Annotated in this window: 16 protein-coding genes; 9 read left to right on the top strand and 7 right to left on the bottom strand. The window is 42.7% G+C overall.

Annotated features, from left to right (window positions below):
* The first annotated feature begins 28 nt into the window (after nt 1-28).
* Entirely contained in the window at nt 29-1306 is a 1278-nt protein-coding gene (waaA, locus tag EL244_RS17665) for a lipid IV(A) 3-deoxy-D-manno-octulosonic acid transferase (RefSeq protein WP_039855892.1), read from the top strand.
* A 215-nt stretch (nt 1307-1521) separates the two neighbouring features.
* A complete protein-coding gene (locus tag EL244_RS17660) occupies nt 1522-2988 on the top strand; it encodes an ArnT family glycosyltransferase (protein WP_126462624.1) in 1467 nt (488 codons plus the stop codon).
* A 54-nt stretch (nt 2989-3042) separates the two neighbouring features.
* Here the strand turns inward: EL244_RS17660 and yibB are convergent, their stop codons facing one another.
* Genes yibB through rfaD form a run of 4 tightly spaced genes read right to left on the bottom strand, consistent with a single transcriptional unit; the run spans nt 3043 to nt 6896 of the window.
* Nucleotides 3043-3903: a protein YibB gene (gene yibB, locus EL244_RS17655; protein WP_126462621.1), complete on the bottom strand. Its 861-nt coding sequence runs from the start codon at nt 3901-3903 to the stop codon at nt 3043-3045.
* 15 nt (nt 3904-3918) lie between these two features.
* The gene (gene rfaC, locus EL244_RS17650; protein ID WP_126462618.1) at nt 3919-4887 is read right to left on the bottom strand and encodes a lipopolysaccharide heptosyltransferase RfaC; all 969 of its coding nucleotides are present in this window, start codon (nt 4885-4887) and stop codon (nt 3919-3921) included.
* On the bottom strand, nt 4887-5933 hold the full coding sequence (gene rfaF, locus EL244_RS17645) for an ADP-heptose--LPS heptosyltransferase RfaF (protein ID WP_126462615.1): 1047 nt from the start codon (nt 5931-5933) through the stop codon (nt 4887-4889). The genes rfaC and rfaF overlap by 1 nt, the downstream gene beginning before the upstream one ends.
* 24 nt (nt 5934-5957) lie before the next feature.
* The gene (rfaD, locus tag EL244_RS17640; protein ID WP_006816192.1) at nt 5958-6896 is read right to left on the bottom strand and encodes an ADP-glyceromanno-heptose 6-epimerase; all 939 of its coding nucleotides are present in this window, start codon (nt 6894-6896) and stop codon (nt 5958-5960) included.
* Nucleotides 6897-7129: 233 nt separating this feature from the next.
* Here rfaD and EL244_RS17635 point away from each other — a divergent pair, with 233 nt between their 5' ends.
* Both EL244_RS17635 and tdh read left to right on the top strand, forming a co-directional pair.
* Entirely contained in the window at nt 7130-8323 is a 1194-nt protein-coding gene (locus EL244_RS17635) for a glycine C-acetyltransferase (RefSeq protein WP_126462611.1), read from the top strand.
* Nucleotides 8324-8344: 21 nt separating this feature from the next.
* Nucleotides 8345-9370, top strand: a complete 1026-nt coding sequence (gene tdh / locus EL244_RS17630) for an L-threonine 3-dehydrogenase (protein ID WP_006816194.1) — start codon at nt 8345-8347, stop codon at nt 9368-9370.
* A gap of 78 nt (nt 9371-9448) precedes the next feature.
* Here the strand turns inward: tdh and EL244_RS17625 are convergent, their stop codons facing one another.
* Together EL244_RS17625 and envC are read right to left on the bottom strand one after the other, a co-directional pair.
* Nucleotides 9449-10492, bottom strand: a complete 1044-nt coding sequence (locus EL244_RS17625; protein ID WP_126462608.1) for a divergent polysaccharide deacetylase family protein — start codon at nt 10490-10492, stop codon at nt 9449-9451.
* A gap of 35 nt (nt 10493-10527) precedes the next feature.
* Nucleotides 10528-11820, bottom strand: a complete 1293-nt coding sequence (envC, locus tag EL244_RS17620; RefSeq protein ID WP_126462605.1) for a murein hydrolase activator EnvC — start codon at nt 11818-11820, stop codon at nt 10528-10530.
* 433 nt (nt 11821-12253) lie between these two features.
* Between envC and EL244_RS17615 the strand changes: the two genes are divergently transcribed.
* The 5 genes from EL244_RS17615 to EL244_RS17595 all read left to right on the top strand — a co-directional run bounded on the left by EL244_RS17615 (nt 12254) and on the right by EL244_RS17595 (nt 15334).
* Nucleotides 12254-12691: a rhodanese-like domain-containing protein gene (locus EL244_RS17615; RefSeq protein WP_006816197.1), complete on the top strand. Its 438-nt coding sequence runs from the start codon at nt 12254-12256 to the stop codon at nt 12689-12691.
* An 84-nt stretch (nt 12692-12775) separates the two neighbouring features.
* Nucleotides 12776-13243, top strand: coding sequence for a protein-export chaperone SecB (secB, locus tag EL244_RS17610; RefSeq protein WP_006816198.1), 468 nt, complete (start codon nt 12776-12778; stop codon nt 13241-13243).
* Nucleotides 13244-13252: 9 nt separating this feature from the next.
* A complete protein-coding gene (gpsA, locus tag EL244_RS17605; protein ID WP_006816199.1) occupies nt 13253-14281 on the top strand; it encodes an NAD(P)H-dependent glycerol-3-phosphate dehydrogenase in 1029 nt (342 codons plus the stop codon).
* 23 nt (nt 14282-14304) lie between these two features.
* Nucleotides 14305-15126, top strand: a complete 822-nt coding sequence (gene cysE / locus EL244_RS17600; protein WP_006816200.1) for a serine O-acetyltransferase — start codon at nt 14305-14307, stop codon at nt 15124-15126.
* Nucleotides 15127-15139: 13 nt separating this feature from the next.
* Nucleotides 15140-15334, top strand: a complete 195-nt coding sequence (locus EL244_RS17595) for a hypothetical protein (protein ID WP_126462602.1) — start codon at nt 15140-15142, stop codon at nt 15332-15334.
* A 15-nt stretch (nt 15335-15349) separates the two neighbouring features.
* On the opposite strand, the gene trmL is transcribed toward EL244_RS17595, so the two are convergent.
* Nucleotides 15350-15853, bottom strand: coding sequence for a tRNA (uridine(34)/cytosine(34)/5-carboxymethylaminomethyluridine(34)-2'-O)-methyltransferase TrmL (gene trmL, locus EL244_RS17590; protein WP_112837587.1), 504 nt, complete (start codon nt 15851-15853; stop codon nt 15350-15352).
* Nucleotides 15854-15883 lie beyond the last annotated feature (30 nt).

The following is a 15883-nucleotide window of genomic DNA, read 5'->3' as shown; positions in this document are numbered from 1 at the left end:
GCCAATTTTGGTAAGTGAATCAGATCGAATGTTATTGCGTTTATATCAGGTACTTCTTTATCTTATCCAACCATTAATCTGGATACGCTTATTACTGCGTAGCCGTAAAGCGCCTGCGTATCGTAAACGGTGGGGAGAGCGCTATGGCTTTTGTGCGGGTAAAGTTGTCCCACAAGGTATCTTATTGCATTCTGTTTCTGTCGGCGAAACCCTTGCCGCCGTACCCCTAGTTCGCGCATTGCGCCATCACTATCCATCACTACCGATTACTGTCACCACGATGACACCAACAGGTTCCGAGCGTGTCTTGTCAGCCTTTGGTGATGATGTTAATCATGTTTACCTACCTTATGACTTACCAGGCTCAATGAGCCGTTTCCTTAATCATGTTGATCCTAAATTAGTGATTATTATGGAGACGGAGTTATGGCCAAATATGATCAATCAACTGCATAAACGCAATATCCCCTTGGTGATTGCGAATGCGCGTTTGTCAGAACGCTCAGCGGCGGGTTATCAAAAACTCGGTAATTTTGTGAAACGCATGCTGCAAAACGTCACAATGGTAGCTGCGCAGCACCAAGAAGATGGTGAGCGTTTTGTTCAATTAGGGTTAAGACGTAAGCAGTTGGAAGTGACAGGAAGTTTGAAGTTTGATATTTCAGTTACCCCAGAGCTTGCGGTAAAAGCGATTACATTACGCCGGCAATGGGCTGCTCATCGACCTGTATGGATTGCGACAAGCACCCATGAAGGTGAAGAATCCATTGTTTTGGATGCCCATCGGCAATTGCTCAATAAATTTCCTAACCTATTATTAATCTTAGTACCTCGCCATCCTGAACGCTTTACGAAAGCCGAAGAGTTAACTCAAAAAGCTGGGCTAAGTTATATTCGCCGTAGTAGTGGTACGATCCCCACAGCCGAAACCCAAGTGGTTATTGGCGATACCATGGGCGAGTTAATGCTGCTATACGGAATCGCAGATATTGCCTTTGTTGGCGGAAGCCTCGTTGAAACCGGTGGGCATAATCCATTGGAAGCTGCCGCTCATGCATTACCGGTTTTAATGGGGCCGCACACCTTTAACTTCAAAGATATTTGTGCAAAATTAACTCAAGCAGATGGTTTAATTACGGTCACAGATTGCGAATCACTGGTTCAGGAAGTGACCAGCTTACTTTCTGATGAAGATTACCGTTTATACTATGGCCGGCATGCAGCTGAAGTTCTGCACGAAAATCAAGGCGCGTTACAGCGTTTATTAAAATTGCTACAGCCTTATTTACCCCCTAGAGAACAATAATCTAATTAATTATTCATCTAAAAATGATTGAACTTGAATATTACTGTAATGAGTAATGACAATTTCTCTCATCTTTGTTTTTTTTGTATAAACTGTAGTAGACTCCACAGTCAATTCTTTGCCCATTCCCTGAATGTATGGTTATCTGCTACCTATATTGGTTAGGTTGATGGGCTATTCCCTTTAATTTTTTAAATAAATTTTGCCAAAATAGAATGCCAATAACTAACCAATCAATTTCAAATAAGTACTTGTATCTTTGGATCATTGGCTACGCCATTGCATGGATACTTGCGAGCTTCTTTTTTGACCCAACGGTTCCTTACGACACTGTCGAAGCTGTCAATTGGGGAATGAATGGCGAGTGGGGATCCCCTAAAAATCCATGGTTTGTCGGGACATTAATGTGGCCAGCGATACACCTTGGAATTTCCTACAGCTTTTATTGGTATTTTATCCATTTTGTCGGTATTGCTTTTGGTTTATTGGGTGTTTGGAAATTAGCCTATCGACTGACGGATCGTCGCGATCTTGCATGGTTTGCGATGTTGATGATGAATTTATCCGGAGTGATTAATTTCGATATCATTCCTTACAATGATAACTATATTCTTGTTACGCTCTGGCCGTGGGTGATCTATTTATATCTACGTGCGGTGGAAGATAATCCATTATGGTGGATGCCTTTTGCTCTGTTTGCTGGGCTGGCAACCATGGGGAAATATTCAACGCTTGCCTTGGTTGGCTCCGTTTTCTTGCTAACGTTGTTTGTTAAACAAGCACGTCAAAGCTATCGATATCCCGTTTTTTACCTTGCCATTGCCTTGTGGTTTGCTCTCGTTTTACCTAACTTTTTCTGGTTGATGGCGAGTGATTTTTCTGCATTTAAGTGGGTGGGTTCACAGATTGACCCTGGCTTCAATTTGCATACGACAGAAGCGGCATTAAGCGTCTTTTATCCGCTGATTATTGCTACGATTATTCTGTATTGCTGTGGTGGAAAAATAGGTTGGCCAAAATCGTTATCTAATCGTATGGCAAACTTTATTATTTTATTCCCATTAGCGGTTATTTACGGTTGGTTCTCTTTTCATGATGGTGGACGAATTACTGAGTGGCTACAGCCTTTTATGATGGTTTGTGCACCATTATTTGTTGGTTCCATTACGGTAATGCCGAAAAAATCACTGAAAAAACCATTAATAGGGTTAGCCATTTTTGGTGTTTTGGTTGTGCTAGGTTATTTGGTTGTTCAAGCCGGTAATATTCGAGGCGCAGGGCAAAAATTTATTGGTGTAAAAACCTTAATTGCTGAAGGTGAACAACGCTGGTACCAACGCTACGGAACACCAGTAAAATATGTTGGCGGTGAAGATAATTTGCATCAATGGTTTATTATCTATGCGCAAGACCGACCTCATGTGATCCAGCCATGGACATTGGAAAATCATATGCCGCCAAATGTGTATAACCGTGAAATTACTGAAGCAGAAATTCGTCAGCATGGTGCGATTTTATTAGGTCGTAAATATGATGACTGCGCCCATGAAGATTTTGCGAAAGTACGTAAATACTGGCCGCAATTCACGATTGAGAAAGAAGATGTGGTTTATCGTTCTGAGCCAGATGCTGAACCAAAAACCATGTGCTTTGGCTTTATTGCACCAGAGAAGTTACAGTAAAAAGTGATTTGAATTTGTTATATGAGTTGCCCATTGATTTGAATGGGCACTTATTTATTTTACGAGCTTCAATAAAATAGCAAGGCGGATCAGGTTATTTACTTTAGAGCCTTTATGAAATAACTTAAAAACGTTAAACCATTCCATATTACCCAAATAGTGTAATTTAACTAAATTGGGCTCCTTGTTTGCACAAATTAAAAAAATACCCTGGTCATCATCAATGACACTAGATAACAAGAGATTTTTTTGTACAGTAATTGCTAACTGATAAAGTCGAGCCCACTTTTCTTTTGTGCCGACGATAACGCCTCCGATAACATAAGTATCATTATCAATGACCCTTTTCATGACTTCTGCTTCATTTGTCAGGTCTAAACCCTCTTTTATTGAAAAGAAATGAATTTTTTTTCTATCAAATGGATGATTCCATTCAGTTAATCCATTAAGGGTCTTTTCTTTACGGATATACCCGAAATCTACCCATGCAATACGTTCATTATCGACAAGACCAAGAGTAATCGCCTTATTGACAAAATAGGCTTTAAGATTAGTCACTAGGACATATTCTGATGACCAGTATTCCGGATTCTTTTGCTGTTCCGGTTTTATTAATTTTTTAAATTGTTCACTATTTTGTATGGATGCAATTTTTTTTGTGATGTATTTAAATTTTTTATGAATATCAATAGTAATAACGTGGGTTGGTTTTCCTTTTCTAATCTCTAATACTTTTTCTTTAAAATTAGAAGAGGTAAAAACAATCATTTTATTATCAAGTTTTGCCAACTTACTGAAGTAATCGAAATAGGTATCAGTTGTTCGTTCTAAGCGATCTGAATATCCGTGAGAGCTATTCCATTCTCCTCTACCAATATCAAAATATGCAGTGATGATCGTTGTTGATTGATTCATAGTATTAAATATCGCCTAGTGAGCCAGAAGAGGAGCTAATTGTTGATATACCTCAGTAGCTCTAATGTTATCCATTACATTATTGGCAGATTTAATCACATGTTGACCTTGTCCATAGCCGCCAATTAAACCCGGATCTGTAGGGCCAAATAGCGTGAAATTAGGCTTATCTAGTGCAGCGGTTAAATGGCTTAATCCGGTGTCCACAGAAACCACGGCTTTTGCAGCGGCGATTTGTTGAGCAACATCTGCTAATGAAAGTTTAGGTAAAACCTCCACAAAATCAAATCCTTCAGCTAATCGCTGTGCGCGTTGATGCTCATGCTCCGCACCCCATGGTAATTTTACGCGAATACCAGTTTCTGCCATCAACGTAAGTAACTCACGCCAATGAGCTTCAGACCAGTGTTTATCATCACGGGTTGTTGAATGCAGAAATACCACATAAGGGGCAGCTTGGTTGCTAGCTGATTGCGAAAAATGCTGAGCAATAGCGTAGTTTCCTTGTGTTTCAGGGCAATCATATCCCAAACTTTTAGCAAATAGCTGACGGATACGTTCTACCGCATGTTGCTGCTTACTAATGGAATAACGATGATCGTAGAAAAAACTCGCAACAGGTTCGCGAATGCTATGGCGATCATAGCCATATTTTGGACCATGGGCTAATCGAGTCACTAACAGTGCGCTTTTAAGTAACCCTTGAGCATCAATGACAGCATCATAGTGGGTAGCTTGTAGTTGGCGACGAAACTCTGCACGTTCGGCACGGATCGGGGCTGAAAACCAATTTTTTCGCCAGCGACGAATGGCGACGGGAATAACGTTATTGACGGCACTATGCCAAGTTGGAATTTGTGCAAATCCCTCTTCAACCACCCAATCAAATTGAATATTGGGTATTGCCATCTGAGCATCGGTTAAGGCAGGTAGAGAATGCAAAACATCTCCCATCGATGATGTTTTTACTAATAACACGCGCATTATTCAATACCTATGTTCAAACGGGTTAGGGCATCGAGCACCCTCTGAGGCTGAATATCAATCAAACTTTGATGATAGCCACTTTCGCCATCACCTTTACGTACTTTATGGTAGCCAGTAATCAGTCGAATCACTTCGGCCTTATCGGATAATGGTGGCGTAAAATCTGGGCTACTAGGCCCATATAATGCGACGAGGGGCTTATCTAGTGCTGCGGCAACGTGCATTAGCCCTGAGTCATTACTGACAATTGCTTGGCAGGAGTCAATAAGATTAACTGCTTGTTCTAGCGAGGTTTTACCTGCAAGATTTAGGCAATATTGTCTGGCTTCATCCGTTAAACTTTGACGAATTTCCTCGCCCGCTTCATGATCTTTTTGAGATCCAAAGAGTAAAACTTGATAGCCTTTCTCACTGATTAAGCGTTGGGCTAATGCGGCATAGTGATAGTGTGGCCAACGTTTTGCGGGACCGAATTCCGCGCCGGGGCAAAAGCCAATAATTGGGCGAGAACGGTCAATATTAAATTGACTAACAGTATCGTTAACTTGTTGTTTATCAGTGACTAATTTAGGCCATAGAATAGGTTCGGGGATATCTTTGGCAGATTTAATGGTGTGCTTATCGTATGCCAGTGCAACATAGCGCTGCACCATCAATGGAAATGCTTGTTTATCTAATGGGCGTAAATCATTGAGTAGCCCATAACGCATTTCCCCACGCCATCCAGTTCGTTTACCAATATTGGCAAAGAAAGGAATCAACGCAGACTTCATTGAATTAGGCAATACAATTGCTTGATCGTAGCCACTTTTCCGTAAATCGATACCTAATTGGCGACGTTCGCAAATAGCCAGCTTCCCATGACCTAGCGGCATTGAAATCGCTTGGGATACTTCTGGCATCTTTGCTAATAAAGGACGGCACCAATCGGGCGCCATCACATCAATTTGAGCATGAGGATGCTGAGCCTTAATCGTACGATACAGGCTCTGTGACATCATCATATCCCCTACCCATGAAGGGCCAATCACTAATATTTTCATAACCAATATTTTCACAAATGACGATTACGCGTCTTTATTCAGCCATTGCATATACTCGGTTACACCTTCAGCGACGGTTTTAAACGGTGCGGTATAGCCAGCAGCGCGTAATTTTGTTAAATCCGCTTGGGTGAAACTTTGGTAACGACCTTTCAATTTTTCAGGGAATTCAATGTATTCGATAGCCACATTTTTATCTTTATGGAATGCGGTGACGGCATCGGCAACGGCTTGGAACGATTCCGCGCGACCAGTTCCGCAGTTAAAAATCCCAGAAACATTGTGTTCCCAGAACCATAAATTGACTGCGGCAACATCACCCACATAGATAAAGTCACGACGGAAAGTCTCGCTACCTTCAAATAATTTTGGGCTTTGGCCTTCATTAATTTGTTTATTCAGGTGATAAGCAACGCTCGCCATGCTGCCTTTATGATTCTCATTTGGTCCATAAACGTTGAAATAACGGAAGCCACAGACTTGCGATTGCGCTTCTGGCAGGATGCTGCGTACATACTGGTCGAATTGGAACTTTGAATAGCCATAAACATTCAGCGGTTTTTCAAACTCGCGCTCTTCGATAAAGTTATCACTGCGTCCACCGTAAGTGGCGGCAGAAGAGGCATACAAGAATGGAATCTCACGCTCAAGGCAGTAATGGAGCAATTCCTTAGAGAACTGATAGTTATTTTCCATCATATATTTGCCATCCCACTCGGTAGTGGATGAGCAAGCGCCTTCATGGAAAACAGCATCGATATCGCCAAAATCATCACCGGCAATTACGCTAACGATAAAGTCTTCTTTATCCATATAATCAGCAATATCAACATCGACGAGATTGGCAAATTTAGTACCATCTTTCAGGTTATCCACCACTAAAATATCAGTGCGACCCATATCATTTAGGGCTTTAACAATATTGCTGCCAATAAAACCAGCTCCGCCAGTGACTACGATCATCGGGAATACCTCAAGTGGGTTAAGAATAAATGGGATAAGACATTGGCGCCTATAATAACACCTCTTGGTGTAGACAACAGTATATCCACTAGATAATTGTCCTAGTCATCCTACCTCTATTGAGGCAATTATCGTGATCTTGCCTACAAACTTAACTTATTTACCCGGCAGATGTCGCTAGTTCTAGAGACTATTATTAAACTCTGAAAACGAATTCTATACAGGAACAAATCATGTCAGATCAATTTTACCAGCAGATAAAACAACAATTGGTGCAAATAGAGGCTGATGGCTTGTTTAAAAATGAACGAATAATCACGACTTCGCAAGATGCGGATATTGAAATTCAAGGCGGTCAGCGAGTTATTAATTTCTGCGCCAATAACTATTTAGGGCTAGCGAATCATCCGGCACTGATTGAAGCAGCCAAGCAGGGAATGGATAGCCACGGTTTTGGGATGGCGTCGGTGCGTTTCATTTGTGGAACCCAAGACAGTCACAAAGTACTCGAAAAGAAATTGGCTGATTTTCTAGGAATGGAAGACGCGATCCTCTATTCCTCCTGTTTTGATGCTAACGGTGGTTTATTTGAAACGCTACTGGGGCCTGAAGATGCCATTATTTCCGATGCCTTAAATCACGCCTCAATTATTGACGGGGTGCGTTTGTGTAAGGCTCAGCGTTACCGCTATAGCAACAATAATATGGTAGAGCTAAAACAGCGGCTTGAAGAAGCAAAATCCGCAGGTGCTCGGCATATTATGATTGCGACAGATGGTGTTTTTTCAATGGACGGTGTGATTGCTGATTTGAAAACCGTGTGTGATTTAGCGGATGAGTATCAGGCTTTGGTGATGGTGGATGATTCCCATGCAGTAGGTTTTGTCGGTGAAAATGGCCGTGGCAGCCATGAATATTGCAACGTGATGGGACGCGTCGACATCATTACAGGCACGCTTGGAAAGGCGCTCGGTGGTGCATCGGGTGGGTATACCGCAGCGAAAAAAGAGGTTGTCGAATGGTTACGCCAACGTTCTCGCCCTTATTTATTCTCTAATTCCCTTGCTCCCGCGATTGTGGCGGCGTCTATCAAAGTTATCGATATGATGACCGAAGGAAAAGCGCGCCGAGAAAAATTATGGCGTAACGCGGTGCTATTTAGAGAAAAAATGTCTGCGGCAGGGTTTACCCTCGCAGGAGCAGACCATGCCATCATCCCTGTGATGTTAGGGGATGCTAAGCTAGCACAACAATTTGCTTCTGAATTATTGAAAGAAGGTATTTATGTCACCGGATTTTTCTATCCGGTTGTTCCGCAAGGGCAGGCGCGAATTCGCACGCAAATGTCTGCGGCTCACAGTGAAGAGGATATTTTACGCGCTGTTGATGCATTCACCCGTATTGGCAAAAAGCTTCAATTAATCTAGCCACTAAATAAAAGGTCGCCTATGAAAGCACTGTCCAAATTAAAAGCAGAACCAGGTATATGGATGACAGACGTTCCGAAACCGGAATTGGGGCACAATGATGTGATGATCAAAATCCGTAAAACCGCTATTTGTGGTACGGATGTTCATATCTACAACTGGGATGAATGGTCGCAGAAAACTATCCCAGTTCCTATGGTGGTAGGACATGAATATATAGGGGAAATTGTTGAAATTGGGCAGGAAGTTAAGGGTTTCAAAATTGGTGATAGAGTCTCTGGCGAAGGGCATATCACTTGCGGTCATTGTCGAAATTGCCGCGGCGGTCGAACCCATTTGTGCCGAAATACCATCGGAGTAGGAGTCAATCGTCCCGGTTGTTTTGCTGAATATCTCGTGATCCCTGCATTTAATGCGTTCAAAATTCCCGACAATATTCCTGATGAAATCGCGGCTATTTTTGATCCCTTTGGTAATGCGGTTCATACCGCGCTCTCTTTTGATTTAGTGGGCGAGGACGTGTTGGTTTCGGGAGCGGGACCGATTGGGATCATGGCGGCAGCCGTTTGTCGCCATGTTGGTGCGCGTCATGTGGTCATCACCGATGTAAATGATTATCGCCTTGAGTTAGCGAAAAAAATGGGCGTGACTCGAGCGGTCAATGTGAGCCGTGAAAACCTGAAAGATGTGATGAAAGAGCTGGGAATGAAAGAAGGTTTTGATGTTGCTTTAGAAGTTTCCGGCGCTCCACCGGCATTCCAAACCATGTTGGATACCATGAACCACGGTGGAAGAATTGCGCTATTGGGTATCCCCCCGTCATCGATGGCAACAGATTGGAGCCAAGTTATTTTCAAAGGTTTGTTTATCAAGGGTATTTATGGACGAGAAATGTTCGAAACTTGGTACAAAATGGCAACGTTAATACAGTCTGGACTCGATTTATCGCCGATTATCACCCATCAGTTTTCTATCGATGATTTCCAAAAAGGTTTTGATGTAATGCGTTCCGGTCAATCAGGAAAAGTGATTCTGAACTGGGATTAATAAACAAACAGTTACGCATAATAGGGTTCATGACCATATGGTTGATGAACCCTTTTGATTGGATATTATTCGTTGCTTCTAAGATGATTTTTTCTCAGAGAGTAAGGGTTGCAGAGTCTTGTCTTGGTAAATGGCCTCGACGACTGACATCAAAAACTCAATTCCTTGTAAGCGAGTTTGAGGGACTTCAATATCACAAACACCTATTTCAACTGGCTGCTCTGGCTGGTTAATTCCCGATTCAGGAGCCGTTGGTTCGCTGATCGCTGGCTCAGTTGGCTTGATAGGTTCAACAGGCTTAGTGTCTAATTGAACAGGCGTTTGGGATTCCGGTTTAGCAGGTTTCATCCCTTCCGGCTGCATTCTTAGTGGCTTACGTGGCTCAGTGGTTGTTGGTTGGTTATTGACTAAAGTACTGACAGGCACTAACTCAACATCCGCAGGGATAAGCGGAATAAATTTTTGTAATGCTCGCACTGTGGATGGGTGCGGGTGGCCAATAGCAACGGCACTTCCATGCTTGCGAGCATAGGAAATCGCTTTATTAAGCTGAGCGCGAGTTTCTTCTTCAGATTGGTGGTTATCAATGAAGATATTGCGTTTTGTGGATGGTACTCCAAATTCTTTAGCGGCATTTTGTGCTTGTGTATTACCGATGGTCACACTATCCAAGAAAAATAAATTAGATTGAGACAACGAGCGCATCACATTGCGCATACCCGATAGGCTGGAGGTCATCTCACTTCCCATATGATTATTCATGCCTTTGGCGTGGGGGACGCGGCTGATCGCATTTTTAATGATTCGGTCAACTTCTTCTGAACTCATGGAGGGAGTCAGAGTGTCTTTTTCGAGAGGTTGTTTACTCAAGGGTTTCATTGGCATATGGATTAAAATATCCCGCCCTTGCTGATAGGCTTGTGTTGCAACCTCTATGCCATGGGGCGAGTTAGGAAGAATGGCAATACTGATAGCTGCTGGCATTGCGAGTATTTGGTTATCTTCTTTTGCGCGGTAACCAAAGTCATCAATCACAATTGCCAGCTTTGCTGCACTCGCCTGCGAGCAAATGACTATCAGCAGTAAACTAGTCAAAAATTTTATTGGCGAGCACTTCAACATAATTATTTTCCTAACATTTTGGTGCCTTGGCTCAGCTATTTGCCTAACCAAGGTCGAGGGTTAACAGTTTTACCTTGCCTGCGAATTTCAAAGTAGAGGGATGGGCGCTCTTGTCCGCCACTGCTACCCACTAAAGCAATCGGCTGCCCTGCTCGGACTTCTTGCCCGACGTTCACTAATGCGCTCTGGTTATAACCGTAAAGGCTCATATCCCCTTTACCGTGTTCCACGACGACCACTAATCCATAGCCTTGTAACCAATCGGCAAGTAACACTCGACCGTCAGCAATGGCTTTAACTTGGGTACCTTCGTTGGCCGCGATCACCATGCCTTTCCAGCGTAACTCACTGGAGATAACATCCCCATAATTATGCAGTGTTGAACCGCGCACTGGCCAGATTGCTTGCCCTGCTGGACGACCTAAACCTCCAGTTCTGGACATCAATGATTGCTCACTGTCTGATGGCTTATAAGTGGAACCTTTTTGTTTCGCTTGGCGTTCTTTTTCCGCCACTTGAGCACGAATCTTAGCAGCTTCCCGGGCTTCTCGTTCCGCTCTAGCTTTTGCTTCACGTTCAGCTCTGGCAATTTTATCGCGTAATCTTGATTCGTTTTGTCTCAGTACAGCCAGATTTTTTTGATCTTCTTTTAGCGCACTGTCTAACGCGGTGAGTGTTTTTTGTCGAGAAGCTTTGGCATTATCCAGTTTTTGTTTTTCTTGTTGCAGTCGTGCAAGCGCCGCTTTTTGTTCAGCTTGTTTTTGTTGCTCTAACTGTTTTTGTTGGTGTAACTCTTGGGTGGTTTCTTCCAGACCAATAATTGTTTTTTCACGGGCTTGGTTCAGATAACCGTAATAGGCAAGAATTCGCTCTTCACGCTGACCTTCTTCACCCTTTAAGAGTAGTGATAAACCTTGATGTTTTCCAAGGCGAAAAGCGGCATCAAGTTGTTCAGCGAGTAATTTTTCTTGCTCAATTTTTTTCTTTTTTAATTGGCTGATATTGCCAGATAGGGATGAAATCTCTTTTTCTAGTTGTTTTAATTGATTTTGAGTTTGGTGTAACCCACGGCTAGCCGTTGAAATACTTTGTTCTTGCTGCTTGAGTTGTTCGAGAAGATTATTTTTTTGGGCTTGTTGTTCTCTAACACTTTTCTCTTTTTCAGCAATACTTTTTAGAAGGTCGTTTAACTGACCTTTATTTTCAGTGATCTGATTTGCTTGTGCCGTTGGGTAGGGCACAAAAGCAAATAATCCCAAACCAAGCAGGGCGGGAATCATAGCCTGACGAACAAAAAGAGTTTTTATTCGATTGGATGTATGGGCCATTGTGATAGATCACCTCAATTAAATACAATAACTGATTATTTCATCTGCTAGTCATGCTTTCCAGTACTCTCTTAAAAATAGTACTAAAAGCCTTAAAAATTAAGAGAGTTACTATTATACCGTATGCAACTAAGTTAAATTTCAGGGGGTATTATTACTGATTTTTGGCGTATAGCTAGTTTTGATGTGCTTTTTCTGATTTCGCCAGTAATTAATTTACCGTCAAAGCTTTGTCTGAGCGTGTTTATGATAAAATGTTTGCGTACAGCTTCGAGAAAAGAATCCTTTTTTCAGTAAAAAGGTGTTAACTCTGCGAGTCTTTTCGCAAAAAAGACATTCTAGTTTGCGCTAATTGGCTGTAATTAGCTCAACACAAAGGTATACTCTGAACCCTTTGATATTCGTTTTTAACTAACGGGAGTAATTGCCCCCCATGATCCAAGAAATCATGCAATTTGTCAGTCGTAACACCTTTGTTAGTCTGACCTGGGTAGTGTTATTTGTTGCTGTAATCGTTATGACCTTCAGAGGCCTATTGTCTAAAACTAAAGTCATTGTGCGTTCTCAAGCGATTACAATGATTAATAAAGAAGACGCGGTAGTTGTGGACCTACGTTCACGAGAAGAATTCCGTAAAGGGCACATCATTGATTCAATTAACTTAACACCATCTGAAATTAAAGATAATAATTTAGGTGAGCTGGAAAAACATAAACAGAAACCTGTTATTGTCGTTTCTGCAAGTGGAATGGAATCTGGGAAACCAGCTGAACATCTTGCACAACACGGTTTTGAAAAAGTCTTTGTCCTGAAAGAAGGGATCGCTGGTTGGGCAGGTGAAAACCTACCACTGGCTCGCGGTAAGAAGTAATTATTCGACATTACATCAGTCACTGAATATATGTCGGCAATTGAATATATCTCGAAACTCTAATATGGAAGTAAGGTAATTATTATGTCAGAACAAAACAACTCAGAAATGGTATTTCAAATTCAACGCATTTATGCAAAAGACGTTTCATTTGAAGCACCTAATGCACCACAAATCTTTCAGAAAGAGTGGCAACCAGAGATCAAACTGGATTTAGATACGTCTTCAACTCAATTAGGTGAAGGGGTTTATGAAGTTGTTCTGCGTGTAACCACTACCGCGACTCTTGGTGAAGAAACTGCATTCCTGTGTGAAGTTCAGCAAGCGGGTGTGTTCTCAATTGAAGGCATCGAAGGGACTCAAATGGCGCATTGTTTAGGTGCATACTGCCCGAACATCCTGTTCCCATATGCGCGTGAAGCCATTACTAACATGGTGGGTCGTGGTACTTTCCCACAATTGAACTTAGCTCCAGTTAACTTTGATGCGCTGTTCATGAACTATTTACAGCAGCAACAAGGTGAACAAGAGCAGACCCCTGAAGTTCAATAAGGTCTCTTAATGAAAACTGCTTCAATGACAGTTATCGGTGCCGGCTCGTACGGCACCGCTTTAGCCATTACTTTAGCGCGTAATGGCCATGAGGTGGTGTTGTGGGGGCATGATCCTGCACATATCCAGAAATTAAACCAAGAACGTAGCAATCAGGCATTTTTGCCTGGCGTTTCTTTCCCTGATAGTTTATTTCTCGAGACAGACTTAAAAAAAGCCGTCGAAGCGAGTCTGAATATCTTGATAGTCGTACCGAGCCATGTATTTGGCGATGTACTCAAGCAAATCCAACCTTATCTACAGGCGGGTTCCCGTATTATTTGGGCAACCAAAGGCTTGGAAAGAGATACGGGGCGCTTATTGCAAGATGTAGCGCGTGAGGTATTAGGTAACGAAATTCCTCTGGCGGTACTGTCGGGACCGACATTTGCGAAAGAGCTAGCCGCAGGCTTGCCTACCGCCATTTCTGTGGCGGCATCTGATAGCCAATTTGGTGATGACTTACAGAAGCTATTCCATTGTGGTAAAAGTTTCCGTGTGTATAAAAACCCCGACATGATTGGTGTTCAGCTTGGTGGTGCCGTGAAAAACGTGATTGCGATTGGCGCGGGTATCTCCGATGGCATGGGGTTTGGTGCGAATGCACGTACAGCATTAATCACCCGCGGGCTAGCTGAAATGAGCCGCCTAGGGGTATCACTCGGGGCAGACCCTTCCACATTTATGGGTATGGCTGGTCTAGGGGATTTAGTGTTAACCTGCACAGATAACCAATCTCGTAACCGTCGATTCGGTATGATGCTCGGTAATGGCGTCAGTGTTGAAGATGCGGAAAAAGACATTGGGCAAGTGGTTGAAGGTTATCGCAATACCAAAGAAGTGAAAGCGCTAGCAGAGCGTGCAGGTGTTGAGATGCCAATTACTGAGCAAATTTATCAAATTCTCTATTGCCATAAAGATGTGTTAGAGGCCGCACAAGCACTGCTTGGGCGTGCAACAAAAGATGAAATTGCGGATATGCCTAAGTTATCGAGCTAAATAAAAAATAGAAGAGAGCCATTATGTCGCGTGAAGAACTGGATAGAATTTGGGGATATATAAAGGAAGAAGCCAAAGCGCTTGCTGACTGTGAACCGTTACTTGCCAGTTTTTTTAATGCGACACTGCTGAAACATGAAAACCTCGGCAGCGCTCTCAGCTATATGTTAGCCAATAAACTCAGTTCGCCGATTATGCCTGCCATGGAAGTGCGTGAAATTGTTGAGGAAGCTTATCGCAATGATGAGCAGATGATTTTCTCCGCTGCGATGGATCTTTCCGCTGTTCGCCTGCGTGACCCCGCCGTTGATAAATATTCCACTCCACTGCTGTATTTAAAAGGTTTTCATGCCTTACAAGCTTATCGGATCGGTCATTGGCTATGGGGCGAAGGGCGTAAGGCGTTAGCTGTATACCTGCAAAATCAAATTTCGGTTTCTTTTGGTGTTGATATTCATCCCGCAGCCCAAATTGGTTGTGGCATTATGCTCGACCATGCAACGGGCATTGTGATTGGTGAAACGGCGATTGTTGAGAATGATGTTTCGATTTTACAGTCGGTCACTCTCGGCGGTACCGGTAAAACTTGCGGCGATCGTCATCCTAAAGTGCGTGAAGGGGTCATGATTGGTGCAGGTGCAAAGATTTTAGGCAATATCGAAATCGGCCGTGGCGCAAAAATTGGTGCTGGCTCCGTGGTGTTACATCCAGTTCCGCCTCATACAACCGTTGCTGGAGTCCCTGCTCGCATTGTAGGTAAACCAACCAGCGATAAGCCATCTCTGGAAATGGATCAAAACTTTAATGGGAACATTGATGGTTTTGAAGATGGGGATGGGATTTAGGTAAGGAGATAGAGTGGTAGAGAAAGTATGTATTATTGAGTCTTTGCAGCAATGTGATATTGCTATAAATCACAAGAGAGTATCGTATATAACTGAAGTGTCCTTACTTGAAAACCTCAATGTATATAATAGCCATTCAGATATTTTCATCCAAGCTAGCCCTATAGAGATTGGCCATTCAGAAGATAAATTAAAGGAGCTTAATTAGCTCCTTTATTATTTTCTAATCTTTCAGTAATGCGCCCGGATATCCCAACTGGCGCCATGCCTCAAAAACCACTACCGCAACAGAGTTCGATAAATTCATACTGCGGCTTTCTGCCAGCATTGGAATGCGAATTTTCTGCTCCATCGGCATATTGTCGAGCACATAAGGCGGTAAGCCTCGAGTTTCTGGACCAAACATCAAATAGTCATCTTCGCGATAGCTGACATTACTATGGCTCGGTTTGCCTTTGGTGGTTAATGCAAACACGCGAGCACCGCTTTCTGACTGATTATTATCCGGATTTAAACCTTCGCTTTCTAAAAAAGCATAGTAGTCATGATGGTGCTTGATATCAGCAAATTCACTGTAATCCAGCCCTGCACGACGTAGCCGTTTATCATCCCAAGTAAATCCAAGTGGATGAATAAGGTGTAAACTAAAACCCGTATTAGCGCATAAGCGGATGATATTCCCGGTATTTGGTGGGATCTCTGGTTCGAATAAAACAATATGTGGCATAGCGTTAATTAGATATTTTTCGGAATAAAA

The organism is Providencia rustigianii, from assembly GCF_900637755.1.
GTDB classification, from domain to species: Bacteria; Pseudomonadota; Gammaproteobacteria; order Enterobacterales; family Enterobacteriaceae; genus Providencia; species Providencia rustigianii.
The sequence above is the reverse complement of the archived record's forward strand: the minus strand, read 5'-3'. Positions and strand labels throughout refer to the sequence as shown.

What these genes read in the sequence shown, in the direction of transcription:
- waaA (WP_039855892.1), top strand. Translation starts at nt 29, where the DNA reads ATGTTATTGCGTTTATATCAGGTACTTCTTTATCTTATCCAACCATTA.
- EL244_RS17660 (WP_126462624.1), top strand. Translation starts at nt 1,522, where the DNA reads ATGCCAATAACTAACCAATCAATTTCAAATAAGTACTTGTATCTTTGG.
- yibB (WP_126462621.1), bottom strand. Translation starts at nt 3,903, where the DNA reads ATGAATCAATCAACAACGATCATCACTGCATATTTTGATATTGGTAGA.
- rfaC (WP_126462618.1), bottom strand. Translation starts at nt 4,887, where the DNA reads ATGCGCGTGTTATTAGTAAAAACATCATCGATGGGAGATGTTTTGCAT.
- rfaF (WP_126462615.1), bottom strand. Translation starts at nt 5,933, where the DNA reads ATGAAAATATTAGTGATTGGCCCTTCATGGGTAGGGGATATGATGATG.
- rfaD (WP_006816192.1), bottom strand. Translation starts at nt 6,896, where the DNA reads ATGATCGTAGTCACTGGCGGAGCTGGTTTTATTGGCAGCAATATTGTT.
- EL244_RS17635 (WP_126462611.1), top strand. Translation starts at nt 7,130, where the DNA reads ATGTCAGATCAATTTTACCAGCAGATAAAACAACAATTGGTGCAAATA.
- tdh (WP_006816194.1), top strand. Translation starts at nt 8,345, where the DNA reads ATGAAAGCACTGTCCAAATTAAAAGCAGAACCAGGTATATGGATGACA.
- EL244_RS17625 (WP_126462608.1), bottom strand. Translation starts at nt 10,492, where the DNA reads ATGTTGAAGTGCTCGCCAATAAAATTTTTGACTAGTTTACTGCTGATA.
- envC (WP_126462605.1), bottom strand. Translation starts at nt 11,820, where the DNA reads ATGGCCCATACATCCAATCGAATAAAAACTCTTTTTGTTCGTCAGGCT.
- EL244_RS17615 (WP_006816197.1), top strand. Translation starts at nt 12,254, where the DNA reads ATGATCCAAGAAATCATGCAATTTGTCAGTCGTAACACCTTTGTTAGT.
- secB (WP_006816198.1), top strand. Translation starts at nt 12,776, where the DNA reads ATGTCAGAACAAAACAACTCAGAAATGGTATTTCAAATTCAACGCATT.
- gpsA (WP_006816199.1), top strand. Translation starts at nt 13,253, where the DNA reads ATGAAAACTGCTTCAATGACAGTTATCGGTGCCGGCTCGTACGGCACC.
- cysE (WP_006816200.1), top strand. Translation starts at nt 14,305, where the DNA reads ATGTCGCGTGAAGAACTGGATAGAATTTGGGGATATATAAAGGAAGAA.
- trmL (WP_112837587.1), bottom strand. Translation starts at nt 15,853, where the DNA reads ATGCCACATATTGTTTTATTCGAACCAGAGATCCCACCAAATACCGGG.